The 18,518-nt window shown below is 61.3% G+C and carries 1 protein-coding gene (running past one end of the window); it reads left to right on the forward strand.

The genetic code is table 11. The annotated features are described in order from the left end of the window. Nucleotides 1-18,518: the 5' portion of a VCBS domain-containing protein gene (locus tag B9Z47_RS15415; RefSeq protein ID WP_146185816.1), read on the forward strand. The gene runs 16,699 nt beyond the window's last position; the window shows 18,518 of its 35,217 coding nt (coding positions 1-18,518); it begins with the start codon at nucleotides 1-3; the stop codon falls past the right edge of the window.

The raw sequence follows: 18,518 nt of genomic DNA on the forward strand, positions 1-18,518 counted from the left end.
ATGACGACCAACGTACAAATCATCATGACCAGCCGCGCTGCCTTGCCGCATTCCACCTTTGTTCACAAGGGACAAGGCGCCAAAGGTCAGCCCACTGTGATGAAGGCGATGCCGGGTGCGCGCTACGAGATCAAGGACTTGGCGCCGGCAGAACAGTCGGTGCCACCCAAAATCAAGTTGCAGCGGGTGGGCAAAGACTTGAACGTCTGGTTCGATGGGGAGTCGCATGCCGACCTGATCATTGAGGACTACTTTACTGAGCCGAAGTCGGAGGGGCCAAACAGTTTGTACGGTCACACCGAGAGCGGGCAGTTGCACGAATACGTGTTGCCTGAACAGATGCTGCCGCAAAAAATCTACAGCATCAGCGAGTCGGTGTCGGTTCAGGACTTGGGCATCGGGGCGACGGCGAGCGACAACGCCTCAGGGGCAGGGATCTGGGGCTTGAACTACCTGCAGTTGTTTTCAGGCGCGACAGGCGGATTGGCTGCGGTCAAGGGGCAAATCAGCAAGGCGTCATCGGTCAGCAAAGACCTGGTGGTGCAAGGGCAGGTCAATGCAGGGCCTGTGCACAGTGGCGTGACTGTGTATGCCTTTGATGACCAGGGACAGCTGCTGGGCGCGGCCGATGTGGATGGTCACGGTGCCTGGCGCATTGTCGTGGCGGGGCGGGCCGATTACACCGGGGCGGTTTTTGTCCGTGCCGAAGACAACAACGCGGCGGCTGTCAACTTCCTGGACGAGGTGACCGCCAACCACCAATCATTGGGCACCGACTTGCGTGCCATGGCCACGCAGGAGCTGAAAAACGTTGACATGCAGGCTGGCAATCGTGTGTTGACCATCCACATCACGCCGGTGACCGAATTGGCGGTGCGCGAGGCCAATGTCGTTGGCAACAAGGCACCGGCGGCAGAGTTGATCACCCGCGTCAACACCCAGGTTGCCAAGGCCTTGGGCACAGAAGGCTTGGACATCACCGGCCTTGCGGTCACGACCAACAGCTCAGGCTTCAACGCCCAAGACGGTCTCAGCAACGCCGAAAAATACGGCATTTTGCTGGCCAAACTTTCCGGTCTGGACAAAGCCAATGGCGGCAGCATCGATGCGAGCCTGAAGCAAATCAAAAGCACATTGTCCAGCGAGGCCGAGAGTCTTGACTTGCTGGATCAGGGGCGTCAACAAGCCTTGCTGGCCTTGCAAAAAGACCCGCAGGGTGCGGTATTTTTGGAAAATACCGAGCTCAACCGCCAGTTGCTTGGCGAGGTGGTCATCACCAGTCAGGCTTTGAATCCATCGGGTCAACTGCTTATCACGGGCAAAGCCTTGCCGGGGAGCACGGTCCAAGTGACCATTGCGTCTGGCACACAAAACGTCCTGGTCAATCCGCAAGGCCAGTTCAGCCTGCTTTCAACGGACGTCCAAAATCAACTCAACGTGCCGTTGAAAGTGGTGACGCAAGATGGATTGGGACAAAGTGTTTCCAGCACAGTTGGCCTGAAACCCCAGGTGACGGAGTCCAACAGCTTGACCGTCGATTCGGCATCCACACTCAGCCCGGATCAAATGGCGGGTGTGAGCAACCAGGCTGTGGCTGGATTGACCAGTGAACAGCTTCAAGCGGTCAAGCCAGATGCTTTGGCGGCCTTGTCGGTGGACCAATTGGCAGCCTTGACACCCGCGCAATGGGCCGCCTTGACGGTGGCGCAATTGGGGGCCATGGGTTTGACCGGCATCACGACGGTCAACCTGGCGGCCGTGTCTGCCGCATTGGGCAAGGCCGATGATGAGACGCAACTCAACACGCGGGCCAACGTGCAGTCCGTCGTTACCGCTGCGATTGATGCCTTGAATGCATCCACTTCGTTGGCGGCCGCATTGGCTGGCCAGGCAGGCGATGCGGCAGTGGCTGCAACGGAAGCCGCGCAGTTGGCCACTCAAGCGCAAGCCGAGTTGGCATTGGCCGTCGCTGCATTGGGGCAACCGCCCACACCCGCGCAGCTGGCCTCTGTGGAGTCCAAGCAAGCGGCTGCCATCGCCGCAGCGGGTAACGCCCAAGCCAAAGCCCAAGCCGCTGCTTCTGCAGCTACCGCGGCCACGGCGGCTGCGACGGCGGCAGGGACTGCCGCTCCTGCCAGCGCTGTTGCCGCGAACCAAGCTGCAGTTTCTGCCTTGGCTGTGGCCACTGCTGTTCAAGAGTCGGCGACCACCAGCGAACAAACCACGGATTCAGCGGTTGCAACTTTGTCTGCTGCGGCAGATCAGGCTGCACTGGCGGCGAACACCGCGGCGGCGGCAGCTTTGTCGGCCATGGCCGAACTGGCCGCAGCCGTGGCAGCGTTGGGGACACCCGCCACGCCAGAGCAACTGGCGCAAGTCGAGGTCAAGCAAGAGGCGGTGATTGTGGCTGCAGCACAAGCCAGTGCGAAAGCTGCCGAGGCCACAGCGGCAGCGAACGCGGCCAGCGCAGCGGCCACGGCGGCCAAAGAACCTGTACCCGCCAGTGTGGCGCTGGCAACCCAAGCGGCGCAGGCCGCTGCTGCAGCCGCCAATGCGGCCAATACAGCCGCCGTCAACAGCGAAGTCACCACGGATGGCCAAGTGGCCGAATTGTCTGCATTGGCCACCGCTGCAGCGACAGAGGCCAACAAGGCTGCAGCAGCAGCCACGGCCGCTTTGGCAGAGTTGACGGAAGCCGTGACGGCCCTGGGCACGCCTGCGACGCCAGAGCAACTGGCGGCCGTGGAAGACAAGCAGGCAGCCGCTATGACTGCTGCGACCACAGCCACAGCCAAGGCCGCAGAAGCCACAGCTGCGGCCCATGCCACCAGCGCGGCTGCCACGGCGGCCAAAGAAACGGTTCCCCAGAGTGCGGCTGAAGCACTGGCAGCAGCCGCTGCAGCCACTACAGCAGCAGATGCAGCCACTTTGGCCGTGAACAACAGCAATGCAGCCACAGGCGGCATTGTTGCGGCTATGGCCGCTTTGGCCACAACGGCCGCCACGGCGGCGAACGAGGCTGCTGTGGTTGCCTCGGCAGCGCAGGCCGAGCTAGAAACGGTGGTGTCAGCCATGAGCACGCCTGCCACGCCAGAACAGTTGGCGGCGGTGGAAGAGAAACAAGCGGCAGCGATTGCTGCAGCGACGATCGCAACGGTCAAAGCCGCAGAAGCGACAGCAGCCGCCAACGCGGCCAGCGCTGCAGCGACAGCGGCCAACGAAACTGTCCCGGCGAGCGTGGGAATGGCCACGACGGCTGCCGCCGCAGCGACAGCTGCCGCAACGGCAGCGAACTCAGCTGCGGCCAGCAGCGAAGTGACGACAGACGCCAAGGTGGCCGAACTGGCAGCCAGTGCCACGGCAGCGGCTGCAGCGGCGAACACGGCTGCAGCTGCGGCCAGCACAGCACAGGCTGAGTTGACGACGGCTGTTAACGCTTTGGGCACACCTGCAACGCCAGAGCAATTGGCAGCGGTGGAAGCCAAACAAGTTACAGCCCTTGCTGCAGCTATTGAAGCGAACACGAAAGCTGCAGAAGCGACAGCGGCAGCGAATGCTGCCAGCGCTGCAGCAACAGCAGCGAACGAAACTGTCCCGGTGAGCGTGGCAGCCGCCACGACGGCAGCCGTCGCCGCAACAGCAGCGGCTACAGCTGTCAACACAGCCGCAGCGAACAGCGAAGCCACGACAGACGCCAAAGTTGCCGAACTGGCCGCCAGCGCCACAACAGCTGCTGCTGCAGCCAACACGGCCGCAGCTGCGGCAAGCACAGCTCAGGCAGAACTGTCGGCAGTGGTTGCCGCGTTGACCGATCCAGCCACGCCAGCACAGCTGACAGCCATTGAAGCCAAACAAGCCGCAGCGCTTGCCGCTGCAACAACGGCCAACACGAAAGCAGCAGAAGCGACAGCCGCAGCGAACGCTGCCAGCGCTGCAGCAACAGCAGCGAACGAAACGGTCCCGGCGAGTGTGGAGGCCGCCACGACCGCCGCCGCCGCCGCGACCGCCGCCGCAGTTGCTGCGAACACAGCCGCAGCCAACAGCGAAGTCACAACAGACGCCAAAGTTTCTGCCCTGGCAGAAAGTGCCACATCAGCAGCGACTGCAGCTAATACAGCTGCAACAGCGGCCACGTCCGCACAGGCTGAGTTGACGACGGCCGTTAACGCGTTGGATACACCCGCCACACCAGAACAACTGGCAGCAGTCGAAACCAAGCAAGCCGCAGCCATTGCTGCTGCCGCAATAGCAAACACTAAAGCCGCAGAAGCAACAGCTGCAGCAAACGCGGCCAGCACTGCAGCGACAGCAGCCAATGAAACGGTCCCAGCCAGCGTGGAAGCAGCAACTACGGCTGCCGCTGTCGCAACAGCCGCGGCGACTGCGGCCAACACAGCCGCAGCGAACAGCGAAGTCCTAACAGACGCAAAAGTTGCGGACTTGGCCACCAGTGCCACGGCCGCAGCAACTGCAGCCAATACAGCTGCAGCAGCGGCCATGTCCGCACAGGCTGAGTTGACGACGGCTGTTAACGCTTTGGGCACACCTGCAACGCCAGAACAACTGGCGACAGTGGAAACCAAGCAAGCAGCAGCCATCGCCGCAGCCGTAGCCGCAAACACCAAAGCCGCAGAAGCGACAGCCGCAGCGAATGCTGCTAGCGCAGCAGCAACAGCGGGCAACGAAACGATTCCAGAGAGTGTGGCCGCAGCAACGACCGCCGCTGCAGCTGCGACAGCAGCCGCCACTTCAGCCAACACAGCCGCAGCCAACAGCGAAGTCACGACAGACGCCAAAGTTGCGACCCTGGCAGACAGTGCCACAGCCGCAGCGACTGCCGCCAACACGGCCGCAGCAGCGGCCACAACAGCTCAGACAGAGCTGGAAGCAGCCGTCACAGCCTTGGGCACACCCGCAACGCCAGAGCAGCTGGCAGCAGTGGAAGCCAAACAAGCCGCAGCCATTGCTGCAGCCGCGACGGCAACTTCCAAAGCCGCAGAAGCGACAGCCGCGGCGAGCGCAGCTAGCGCTGCAGCAACAGCAGCGAACGAAACGATTCCAGCCAGCGTGGCAGCAGCGACGACTGCAGCCGCCGCCGCTACAGCAGCTGCCACTTCAGCCAACACAGCCGCAGCTAACAGCGAAGTCACGACAGACGGAAAAGTTGCGACCTTGGCCGCCAGTGCCACAGCCGCCGCAACTGCAGCCAATACAGCTGCAGCAGCGGCCACAACAGCTCAGACAGAGCTGGAAGCAGCCGTCACAGCCTTGGGCACACCCGCAACGCCAGAGCAATTGGCGGCAGTGGAAACCGAGCAAGCTGCAGCCCTCGCTGCGGCTACTGAAGCGAACACGAAAGCGTCAGAAGCGACAGCCGCAGCGAGTGCGTCCAGCGCTGCAGCGACAGCGGCCAATGAAACGGTCCCAGCCAGTGTGGCAGCGGCAACTACGGCTGCCGCCGCCGCGACAGCAGCAGCCACTTCAGCCAACACAGCCGCAGCCGACAGCGAAGTCACAACAGACGCCAAAGTTACGGCCTTGGCAGACAGTGCCACAGCCGCCGCAACTGCAGCCAACACAGCCGCAGCAGCGGCCACGTCCGCACAGGCTGAATTGACGACGGCCGTTAACGCGTTAGGCACACCTGCAACGCCAGAACAACTGGCGGCAGTGGAAACTAAGCAAGCCGCAGCCATTGCTGCAGCCGCAACAGCAACTACCAAAGCCGCAGAAGCGACGGCTGCAGCGAACGCGGCCAGCGCTGCAGCGATAGCAGCGAACGAAACGATTCCAGCCAGCGTGGCAGCGGCAACGACCGCCGCCGAAGCCGCGACAGCAGCGGCGACTGCCGTTAACACAGCCGCAGCCAACAGCGAAGTCACAACAGACGCCAAAGTTACGGCCTTGGCAGACAGTGCCACAGCCGCAGCGACTGCAGCTAATACAGCTGCAGCAGCGGCCACGTCCGCACAGGCTGAGTTGACGACGGCCGTTAACGCGTTGGGCACACCCGCAACGCCAGAACAACTGGCAGCAGTGGAAGCCAAACAAACCGCAGCGATTGCTGCAGCCGCAACAGCAACTACCAACGCTGCAGAAGCGACGGCTGCAGCGAACGCGGCCAGCGCTGCAGCGACGGCAGCGAACGAAACAGTTCCAGCGAGCGTGGCAGCAGCGACGACTGCCGCCGCCGCCGCGACAGCAGCTGCCACTTCAGCCAACACAGCCGCAACCAACAGCGAAGTCACAACAGACGGCAAAGTTATGGCCTTGGCAGAAAGTGCCACAGCCGCAGCGACTGCCGCTAACACAGCTGCAGCAGCGGCCACTGAGGCACAGGCTGAGTTGACGACAGCAGTTAATGCGTTGGGCACACCTGCTACGCCAGAGCAATTGGCGGCAGTGGAAACCAAGCAAGCTGCATCCCTCGCTGCGGGTACTGAAGCGAACACGAAAGCGTCAGAAGCGACAGCCGCAGCAAACGCGGCCAGCGCTGCAGCGATAGCAGCCAACGAAACGGTCCCGGCAAGCGTTGCCGCAGCAACGACAGCCGCCGAAGCCGCAACAGCAGCGGCGACTGCCGTTAACACAGCCGCAGCCAACAGTGAAGTCACAACAGACGCCAAGGTCGCTGACCTGGCCGCCAGTGCCACAGCCGCAGCGACTGCAGCTAATACAGCTGCAGCAGCGGCCACTGCAGCACAGGCTGAGTTGACGACGGCCGTTAACGCGTTGGGTACACCAGCCACACCAGAACAGTTGGCAGCAGTCGAAACCAAGCAAGCCGCAGCCATTGCTGCTGCCACAGTCGCGAACATGAAAGCCGCAGAAGCAACAGCTGCAGCAAACGCGGCCAGCGCTGCAGCGATAGCAGCCAACGAAACGGTCCCCGAAAGTGTGGCGGTAGCCATGACCGCCGCTGCCGCCGCGACAGCAGCAGCCACTTCAGCCAACACAGCCGCAGCCAACAGTGAAGTCACGACAGACGCCAAAGTTGCGGCCCTGGCAGAAAGTGCCACAGCCGCAGCGACTGCAGCCAACACAGCCGCAGCAGCGGCCACAACAGCTCAGACAGAGTTGTCAGAGGCCGTTGCCGCTTTGACCGATCCAGCCACACCCATACAGCTGGCAGCAGTCGAAACTAAGCAAACCGCAGCGATTGCTGCAGCCGCGACGGCAGCTACCAAAGCCGCAGAAGCGACAACCTCAGCGAATGCAGCTAGCGCCGCAGCAACAGCGGCCAACGAAACGATCCCAGCTAGCGTGGCTGCGGCAACGACAGCTGCATCTGCTGCAACAGCAGCCGCAACTGCGGCCAACATAGCCGCAACCAACAGCGAAATCACGACAGACGCCAAAGTTACGGCCTTGGCAGAAAGTGCCACAGTCGCAGCGACTGCCGCTAACACGGCCGCAGCAGCGGCGACAACAGCTCAGACAGAGTTGTCAGAGGCCGTTGCCGCTTTGACCGATCCAGCCACACCCACACAGTTGGCAGCAGTCGAAACTAAGCAAACCGCAGCGATTGCTGCAGCCGCAACAGCAACTACCAAAGCCGCAGAAGCGACAGCCGCAGCAAACGCGGCCAGCGCTGCAGCGACGGCAGCGAACGAAACGATTCCAGCCAGCGTTGCCGCAGCAACTACAGCTGCATCGGCTGCAACAGCAGCGGCGACTGCGGCCAACACAGCCGCAGCCAACAGCGAAGTCACGACGGACGCCAAAGTTGCGACCCTGGCAGACAGTGCCGCAGCCGCAGCGACTGCCGCTAACACAGCCGCAGCAGCGGCCACGTCCGCACAGGCTGAGTTGACGACGGCCGTTAACGCGTTGGATACACCCGCCACACCAGAACAACTGGCAGCAGTGGAAGCCAAACAAGCCGCAGCCATTGCTGCTGCCACAGTCGCGAACATGAAAGCCGCAGAAGCGACAGCCGCAGCGAACGCGGCCAGCGCTGCAGCGATAGCTGCCAACGAAACGGTTCCAGCGAGCGTAGCGGCGGCCATGACAGCAGCATCGGCTGCCACAGCAGCGGCGACTGCGGCAACCACAGCCGCAACCAACAGCGAAGTCACAACAGACGCCAAAGTTGCGGCCCTGGCAGCCAGTGCCGCAGCTGCAGCGACTGCCGCCAACACAGCCGCAGTAGCGGCCACTGCAGCACAGGCTGAATTGACGACGGTCGTTAACGCGTTAGGCACACCTGCAACGCCAGAGCAACTGGCGGCAGTGGAAACCAAGCAAGCAGCAGCGATCACTGCTGCCACAGCCGCGAACACGAAAGCCGCAGAAGCAACAACTGCAGCAAACGCGGCTAGCGCCGCAGCGACGGCAGCAAACGAAACGGTCCCAGCCAGCGTGGAAGCGGCAAATACGGCTGCCGCTGCCGCGACAGCAGCAGCCACTGCCGCCAACACAGCCGCAGCCAACAGCGAAGTCACGACGGACGCCAAAGTTGCGACCCTGGCAGACAGTGCCACAGCCGCAGCGACTGCCGCCAACACGGCCGCAGCAGCGGCGACAACAGCTCAGACAGAGTTGTCAGAGGCCGTTGCCGCTTTGACCGATCCAGCCACACCCACACAGTTGGCAGCAGTCGAAACTAAGCAAACCGCAGCGATTGCTGCAGCCGCAGTCGCAAACACGAAAGCCGCAGAAGCAACAACTGCAGCGAACGCGGCCAGCGCTGCAGCAACAGCGGCCAACGAAACGATTCCAGCCAGCGTGGCAGCAGCGACGACTGCAGCCGCCGCCGCTACAGCAGCTGCCACTTCAGCCAACACAGCTGCAGCCAACAGCGAAGTCACAACAGACGCCAAAGTTGCGGCCCTAGCAGAAAGTGCCACAGCTGCAGCGACTGCCGCCAACACGGCCGCAGCAGCGGCTACAACAGCTCAGACAGAGTTGGAAGCAGCCGTCACAGCCTTGGGCACACCTGCAACGCCAGAGCAGCTGGCAGCAGTCGAAACAAAGCAAGCAGCAGCCATCGCCGCAGCAGCAACAGCAAACACCAAAGCCGCAGAAGCAACAGCCGCAGCAAACGCGGCCAGCGCCGCAGCAACAGCGGCCAACGAAACGATTCCAGCCAGCGTGGCAGCAGCGACGACTGCAGCCGCCGCCGCGACAGCAGCAGCCACTTCAGCCAACACAGCCGCAACGAACAGCGAAGTTACGACGGACGCCAAAGTTGCGATCTTGGCAGACAGTGCCACAGCCGCAGCGACTGCCGCCAATACAGCTGCAGCAGCGGCCACAACGGCTCAGACAGACCTGCAAGCAGCCGTTGCAGCGTTGGGCACGCCTGCAACGCCAGAACAGCTGGCAGCAGTCGAAACCAAGCAAGCAGCAGCCATTGCTGCAGCCGCAGTCGCAAACACCAAAGCCGCAGAAGCAACAACTGCAGCAAACGCGGCCAGCGCCGCAGCGACAGCTGCCAACGAAACGATTCCAGCCAGCGTGACAGCAGCAACTACAGCTGCATCGGCTGCAACAGCAGCGGCGACTGCGGTAACCACAGCCGCAACCAACAGCGAAGTCACAACAGATGGCAAAGTTGCCGATCTGGGCGCAGCAGCAGACGCCGCAGCCGTTGAAGCCAACGCCGCCGCCCAAGCAGCGACGGCCGCCAAAGCTGATCTCAATTCAGCCATAGCTGCCCTGAGTGAGCCAGCGACACCCGCAGAACTTGCGGCCATTGACGCCAAGCAAACAGCTGTCCAAGCCGCAGCCACCGATGCGATGAATAAAGCGACGGCAGCAACAGCCGCAGCGACAGCCGCACACAATGCGGCATTGGCCGCGATCGAAGCTGATCCTGTAGGCGTGGCCAACGCCACGGCAGCGGAGGCTGCTGCAAACACAGCAGCCTCCATCGCCACCAACGCCAACCCAACAGTCCTGGGCTTGTCCATCACGGATGCCGCTGGGGTGGTCAACAGCACCCTCAACGCGGGTGACACCCTTACCTTCAGCGTCACATTGAGCGAAGCAGTGGTGGTCACGGGCACAGCCCCCAATACACCCCGCCTGGCCTTGAACATAGGTGGAGCGGAAAGCGTCTATGCCACCTATGACAGCGCCAGTTCCTCCTCCACCGTCCTCAAGTTCAAGTACACCGTGGCGGCCACCCTCAACGACGCCAACGGCATCAGTGTGGACGCCAACGCCCTGCGTCTCAACGGCAGCACCATCAAAGACCTGGCCGGCAACAACGCCATCCTGACCGCGTCGGCCTTGACCGACAACGCCAGCTACATGGTGGACACCAACGCCCCCGCAACACCTGTGCTGACCCTGGGCACCGGCGTCACCGGTGGTGCCACCTCCGCCGAAGCCACAGCGGCCACCGGTGTGATCACGCTCACGGCCGAGCAGGGTGTCAACGTGGTCGTGACCTTCACCAACGGCAGCAACACGGTAGAAAAAACCGTCATTGGCAATGGCGCCACTCCCGTGGCAGTGGTGCTCAGCGCAAGCGACTTGACGACGCTCTCCAACGGCACCATCGCCGTCACGGCCGTGGCCACCGACGCCGAAGGCAACGTCAATGCAAGCAACGGCACCACCAGCTTTGAACTCGACACCTTGCTCCCCGACACGCCCACGGGTGCACCGAGCGCGTATGCGGACGATGTGGGTCCTGCGCAAAACACCGTCAGCACCGCCGCCAGCACCGATGACACCACGCCAGGCATCCAACTTCCAAGCGGGCTGCTCACCTCAGGTGGCCGCATCAACCTGTATGTCGACGGCGCGCCTGTACCGACCACCTACGACAACACCACCGGTGTGCTGACGCTGACCGGCGCCCTGACCACCAGCGCCACGGCCAGGAGCTTCACCTACAGCCTGGTCGATGCCGCAGGCAACGAAAGCGGCCAAAGCCCGGCCATGAGCCTGATCATCTTGGCATCCCCTGTCTTCACCAGCGACATCACCGCCAGCGTGCCAGAAAACACGGCCACCAGCACAGCGGTATACACCGCAGCCGCAGGCACCGACATCACCTACAGCATCGACACCGCTGTGGGTTCCGATGGCAGCCAATTCGCCATTGACAGCAGCACCGGCGCGCTGACCTTCATCGCCTCGCCCAACCACGAATCGGCCACCGATGCGGGGACCAACAACGTGTACGACGTGACCGTGCGCGCCACCAATGCAGCCGGGGCCTACACCAACCAAAACGTGGCCGTGACGGTGACCAACGTCAATGAGGCACCGACCAACACCGTACCTTTGACCACACTGACAGTGAACGAAGACACTGCCTTGGTCTTCACAGGTGGCCACCTCATCACCGTGGCTGACCCCGAAGGCAGCGGCAACATCAGCACCACGCAACTGAGCGTGTCCCACGGCAGCTTGAGCGTGAGCCTGGCCGGTGGGGCCACCGTGAGTGCGGGCACCAACGGATCGTCGGGCATGACCCTGAGCGGCACAGCCGTGCAAATCAACGCGGCACTGGACACGCTGAGCTACACCGCCAGCGCCCACTACAACGGCAGTGACGTGCTGACCGTGCTGACCACCGACGCCGGTGGCCTGACCGACGCTGACTCGGTCAACATCACGGTCACCGCAGTCAATGACGCAGCCGTCTTGGCCACCACATCGACCTTGGCCTACACCGAAAACCAAATCGCCACAGCCATCAACACCGCCATCGGTTTGAGTGATGTGGACAACACCACGTTCGCCTCGGCTACCGTGACCGTCAAAGACGCCAGCAACAACGTGCTGGCCGAAGACGTGCTTGGCTTCACCAACGTGAGCATGGGCAACATCACCAGCAGCTTTGCCGATGGCGTCATGACGCTGACCTCTGCAGGCAACACGGCCACGAAAGCACAGTGGGAAGCCGCCTTGCATGCTGTGGCGTACAGCAACACATCGGACAACGCCAGTACCAGCACACGCACTGTGAGCTACAAAGTGAACGACGGTGCGGCTGATTCGAATGCAATCACCTCGACCATCAACGTCACCGTTGCCAACGACGCACCGGTGATCGTGACACCGACCACAACACTCACAACCTTGGAAGACACCGCCACAAGCTTCGTCATTGCCGATCAATTGGCTGGCAAGGTGACGGATGCAGAGGGCACGGCTCTCAAAGGCATCGTGATCGTTCAAAACACATCCACCAACGGGACCTGGGCATACAGCACTGACGGTAGCAACTGGACCGACTTCCCAACCACTTACCTTGGCCTGGTGGATTGGACCAAGGTCATGTATCTCAATGCCAGCGACAGTTTGCGTTTTACCCCGAACGCCAATGCCAATGGCACGGTTCTGGGCGACTTGAACTTCCGTGCAGTCGATGCCACTTTCACGGGCACCGCTGTTTCGGGGGCGCAAAACAACGTCAATGGCATGATTTCTGCCACGGGTTCCATCAGTAATCAGCCAGGCCACTTTTTGGTCGATGTCACTGCGGTCAACGACGCCCCCGTGGTGACCCCAACCATCTCCGCCGCTTCATACACCGAGCTGGGCACAGGTGTGGTAATCAACAGCGGACTGACTGTCACCGATGTGGACAACACCAACCTCGTGAGCGCCACGGCCAGCATTGGCAGCGGTTTCACCTCTGGTGACATGCTGAACTTCACCAACGCCAACGGCATCACGGGCAGCTACAACAGCAGCACCGGTGTGCTGATGCTCACAGGCAGCGCCACCGTGGCGCAATACCAGACTGCGCTGGGCAGCGTGACCTACAGCAGCACCAGTCACAACCCCACTGTCAGCAGCGCAACGCGCACCATCCTTTGGCAAGTGGATGACGGGGCCAGCACCAACAACGCGTCCAATCTGGGCAGCAACACCATCAACATCACCGCTGTCAACGACCCAGCCGTCTTCGGCGGTGTGAGTACCGCCAGCTTGACCGAGACGAATGAATTCCAAACTGCAACCGGCACGCTGACGATCACCGACGTGGACAGCCCTGCGACCTTTTCGGCGCAGACAGCGACCGTTGGTAGCGGAGGCTACGGCAAGTTCGATTTGACCAGTGCAGGCGCGTGGACGTACACCATGAACGCGGCGCAAAACCAGTTCGTGGATGGTCAGACTTATACCGACAGCTTCACAGCAGCCGCTGCAGACGGTACGACCCAAGTGGTCACTGTGACCATCAGTGGAACGAACGACGCCGCAGTGATTGCAGGCGTTAGCACCGCCAGCCTGACAGAGAGCGACGCCGCTCAAAGCGCGAATGGCACACTGACCGCCACCGACGTTGACGGCACAGCCAATCTGTTCACTGCTCGTACTGATGTGGCTGGAACCAATGGTTTCGGCAAGTTCACTCTGACCACGGCCGGTGCCTGGACTTACACCATGAACGCGGCTCAAAACCAGTTCGAGGATGGTCAGACATACACCGACAGCTTCACCGCTGCCGCTGCAGACGGTACGGCCCAAATTGTCACTGTGTCCATTACGGGTACAAATGACGCCGCAGTGATTGCAGGCGTCAGCACGGCCAGCTTGACCGAAAGTGATGAAGTTCAAAACGCTAACGGCACACTGACAGCCACCGACGTTGACGGCACGGCCAACCTGTTCATTGCTCGTACTGATGTGGCTGGAACCAATGGTTTCGGCAAGTTCACTCTGACCATGACTGGTGCCTGGACTTACACCATGAACGCGGCGCAGAACCAGTTCGTGGACGGCCAGATTTACACCGACAGCTTCACCGCTGCCGCTGCAGACGGTACGGCCCAAATTGTCACTGTGTCCATTACGGGTACAAATGACGCCGCAGTGATTGTAGGCGTCAGCACCGCCAGCCTGACAGAGAGTGATGCGGCTCAAAACGCGAGTGGCACGCTGACCGCCACCGACGTGGACGGCACGGCCAATCTGTTCACTGCTCAGACAAACGTGACGGGTAGTGGCGGTTACGGCAAGTTCACGTTGACTACTGCCGGTGCCTGGACCTACACCATGGACTCGGCGCAAAACCAGTTCGTGGGCGGCCAGACTTACACCGACAGCTTCACCGCAGCCGCCGCAGACGGCACGACGCAGATCGTCACCGTCACCATCACCGGCACAAACGATGCTGCCGTGATTGCAGGCGTCAGTACCGCTAGTTTGACCGAAAGCGATGCAGCTCAAAACGCGAGTGGCACACTGACCGCGACCGACGTTGACGGCACAGTCAATCTGTTCACAGCCCGAACCGACGTGGTTGGAACTAACGCCTACGGCAAGTTCAGTCTGACGACTGCCGGTGTCTGGACTTACACCATGAACACAGCGCATGACGAGTTCGTGGGTGGCCAGACGTACACCGACAGCTTCACCGCAGCCGCCGCAGACGGCACGACCCAACTGGTGACGGTGACCATCACCGGCACGAATGACGTCGCAGTGATTGCAGGCGTTAGCACGGCCGGCCTGACCGAAAGCGACGCCGTTCAAAATGCGAGTGGCACACTGACCGCCACCGACGTGGACGGTACGGCCAATCTGTTCACTGCTCAGACAAACGTTAGCGGAACCAACAGCTACGGCAAGTTCAGTCTAACGACTGCCGGTGCCTGGACTTACACCATGAACGCGGCTCAAAACCAGTTCGAGGATGGTCTGACTTACACCGACAGCTTCACCGCTGCTGCCGCAGACGGTACGACCCAAGTGGTGACGCTGACGATCATCGGCACGAATGACGCCGCAGTGATTGCAGGCGTCAGCACCGCCAGCATGACAGAGAGCGACACCGTTCAAAACGCAAGTGGCACACTGACCGCGACCGACGTGGACGGTACTGCCAATTTGTTCACCGCACAGACAAACGTAAACGGAAGCAACGGTTACGGCAAATTTATTCTGACCACGGCAGGCGCTTGGACTTACGCCATGAACACGGCTCAAAACCAGTTCGTGGGTGGCCAGACGTACACCGACAGCTTCACCGCAGCCGCTGCAGACGGTACGACCCAAGTGGTGACGGTGACCATCACCGGCACGAATGACGCTGCAGTGATTGCAGGTGTCAGCACCGCTAGCTTGACCGAAACCGACGCCGTCCAAAACGTCAACGGCACGCTAACCGCCACCGACGTGGACGGCACGGCCAACCTGTTCACAGCCCGAACCGACGTGGCTGGAACCAACGCCTACGGCAAGTTCAGTCTGACCACTGCCGGTGCCTGGACCTACACCATGAACACGGCTCAAAACCAGTTCGAGGATGGTCAGACTTATACCGACAGCTTCACCGCTGCCGCCGCAGACGGCACGACGCAGATCGTCACCGTCACCATCACCGGCACGAATGACGCTGCAGTGATTGCAGGCGTTAGCACGGCCAGCCTGACCGAAAGCGACGCCGTTCAAAACGCGAGTGGCACACTGACCGCGACCGACATAGACGGCACAGCCAACCTGTTCACAGCTCAGACAAACGTCAGCGGAACCAACAGCTACGGCAAGTTCAGTCTGACCACGGCGGGTGCCTGGACCTACACCATGGACTCGGCGCAAAACCAGTTCGAGGATGGTCTGACTTACACCGACAGCTTCACCGCAGCTGCTGCAGACGGCACAACCCAAGTGGTGACGGTGACCATCACCGGCACGAACGACGCCGCGATCATCAGCGGTGTCAGCACCGCCAGTTTGACCGAGAGCGACGCCGCTCAAAACGCAAGTGGCACGCTGACCGCCACCGACGTGGACGGCACGGCTAACCTGTTTACAGCCCGCACCGACGTGGCGGGAACCAACGGCTTTGGCAAGTTCACACTCACGACTGCCGGTGCATGGACCTACACCATGAACACGGCACAAAACCAGTTCGAGGATGGTCAGACTTATACCGACAGCTTCACCGCTGCCGCCGCAGACGGCACGACGCAGATCGTCACCGTCACCATCACCGGCACAAACGATGCTGCCGTGATTGCAGGCGTCAGCACCGTTAGTTTGACCGAAAGCGATGCAGCTCAAAACGCCAACGGCACGCTGACCGCGACCGACGTAGACGGCACGGCCAATCTGTTCACAGCACAAACAAACGTGACGGGTAGTGGCGGTTACGGCAAGTTCAGTCTGACCACTGCCGGTGCCTGGACCTACACCATGAATGCGGCGCAAAACCAGTTCGTGGACGGCCAGACATACACAGACAGCTTCACCGCTGCTGCCGTAGACGGCACGACCCAAGTGGTGACGGTTACCATCAGTGGCACGAATGACGCAGCAGTGATTGCAGGCGTCAGCACCGCCAGCCTGACAGAGAGTGATGCGGCTCAAAACGCGAGTGGCACGCTGACCGCGACCGATGTTGACGGCACGGCCAACCTGTTCACCGCTCGTACTGATGTGGCTGGAACCAACAGCTACGGCAAGTTCACTTTGACCACTGCCGGTGCCTGGACTTACACCATGAACACGGCTCAAAACCAGTTCGAGGATGGTCAGACATACACCGACAGCTTCACTGCAGCGGCAGCCGACGGAACGAACCAAGTGGTGACGGTGACGATTACCGGCACCAACGACGCAGCAGTGATTGCAGGCGTCAGCACGGCCAGTTTGACCGAGAGCGACGCCGCTCAAAACGCCAACGGCACACTGACCGCAACCGACGTGGACGGCACAGCCAATTTGTTTACAGCCCGTACCGACGTGGCTGGAACCAACAGCTACGGCAAGTTCAGTCTGACGACTGCCGGTGCTTGGGTCTACACCATGAACGCGGCTCAAAACCAGTTCGTGGATGGTCAGTCTTATACCGACAGCTTCACCGCTGCCGCTGCCGATGGCACGACTCAAGTGGTGACGGTGATCATCACCGGCACCAACGACGCCGCAGTGATTGCAGGCGTCAGCACGGCCAGTTTGACTGAAACCGACACAGCTCAAAACGCGAGTGGTACGCTGACCGCCACCGACGTGGACGGCACAGTCAATTTGTTTACAGCCCGTACCGACGTGGCGGGAACCAACGCCTACGGCAAGTTCAATCTGACGACTGCCGGTGCCTGGACCTACACCATGGACTCGGCGCAAAACCAGTTCGAGGATGGTCTGACATACACCGACAGCTTCACCGCTACCGCCGCAGACGGTACGACCCAAGTGGTGACGGTGACCATCACCGGCACGAACGACGCAGCAGTGATTGCAGGCGTTAGCACGGCTAGCCTGACAGAGAGCGACGCCGTTCAAAACGCGAGTGGCACGCTGACCGCCACCGACGTTGACGGTACGGCCAATCTGTTCACAGCACAAACAAACGTGACGGGTAGTGGCGGTTACGGCAAGTTCACTTTGACCACGGCCGGTACTTGGACCTACACCATGAACGCGGCTCAAAACCAGTTCGAGGATGGTCAGACATACACCGACAGCTTCACCGCAGCTGCTGCAGACGGTACAACCCAAGTGGTGACGGTGACCATCAACGGCACCAACGACGCCGCAGTGATTGCAGGTGTCAGCACAGCCAGCTTGACCGAGACCGACGCCGTTCAAAACGCGAGTGGCACACTGACCGCCACCGACGTGGACGGCACGGCCAATCTGTTCACTGCTCAGACAAACGTGACGGGTAGTGGCGGTTACGGCAAGTTCACGTTGACCACTGCCGGTGCATGGACCTACACCATGAACACGGCACAAAACCAGTTCGAGGATGGTCAAAGCTATACCGACAGCTTCACCGCTGCCGCTGCAGACGGTACGACCCAAGTGGTAACAGTGACCATTACGGGCACCAACGACGCCGCAGTGATTGCAGGCGTCAGCACGGCCAGCCTGACCGAAACCGATGCCGCTCAAAACGCGAGTGGCACACTGACCGCGACCGACATAGACGGCACAGCCAACCTGTTCACAGCTCAGACAAACGTTAGCGGAACCAACAGCTACGGCAAGTTCAGTCTGACCACGGCCGGTGTCTGGACTTACACCATGAACTCGGCGCAGAACCAGTTCGTGGGTGGCCAGACTTACACCGACAGCTTTACTGCAGCGGCAGCCGACGGTACGACCCAAGTTGTCACTGTGACCATTACGGGTACGAACGATGCCGCCATCATCAGCGGCGTCAGCACGGCCAGCTTGACCGAAAGCGACGCGATTCAAAGCGCTAACGGCACGTTGACCGCCACCGACGTGGACGGCACGGCCAATTTGTTTACAGCCCGTACCGACGTGGCGGGAACCAACGCCTACGGCAAGTTCAATCTGACGACTTCCGGTGCCTGGACCTACACCATGGACTCGGCGCAAAACCAGTTCGAGGATGGTCAGACTTACACCGACAGCTTCCCTGCATCGGCAGCCGACGGAACGACCCAAGTGGTGACGGTGACGATTACCGGCACCAACGACGCAGCAGTGATTGCTGGCGTCAGCACCGCTAGTTTGACCGAAAGCGACGCAGCTCAAAACGCGACGGGCACACTGACCGCCACCGACGTTGACGGTACGGCCAATCTGTTCACAGCACAAACAAACGTGACGGGTAGTGGCGGTTACGG

The sequence above is a fragment of the Limnohabitans sp. 2KL-1 genome (genome assembly GCF_003063435.1).
In the GTDB taxonomy this organism is placed as follows: domain Bacteria; phylum Pseudomonadota; class Gammaproteobacteria; order Burkholderiales; family Burkholderiaceae_C; genus Limnohabitans_A.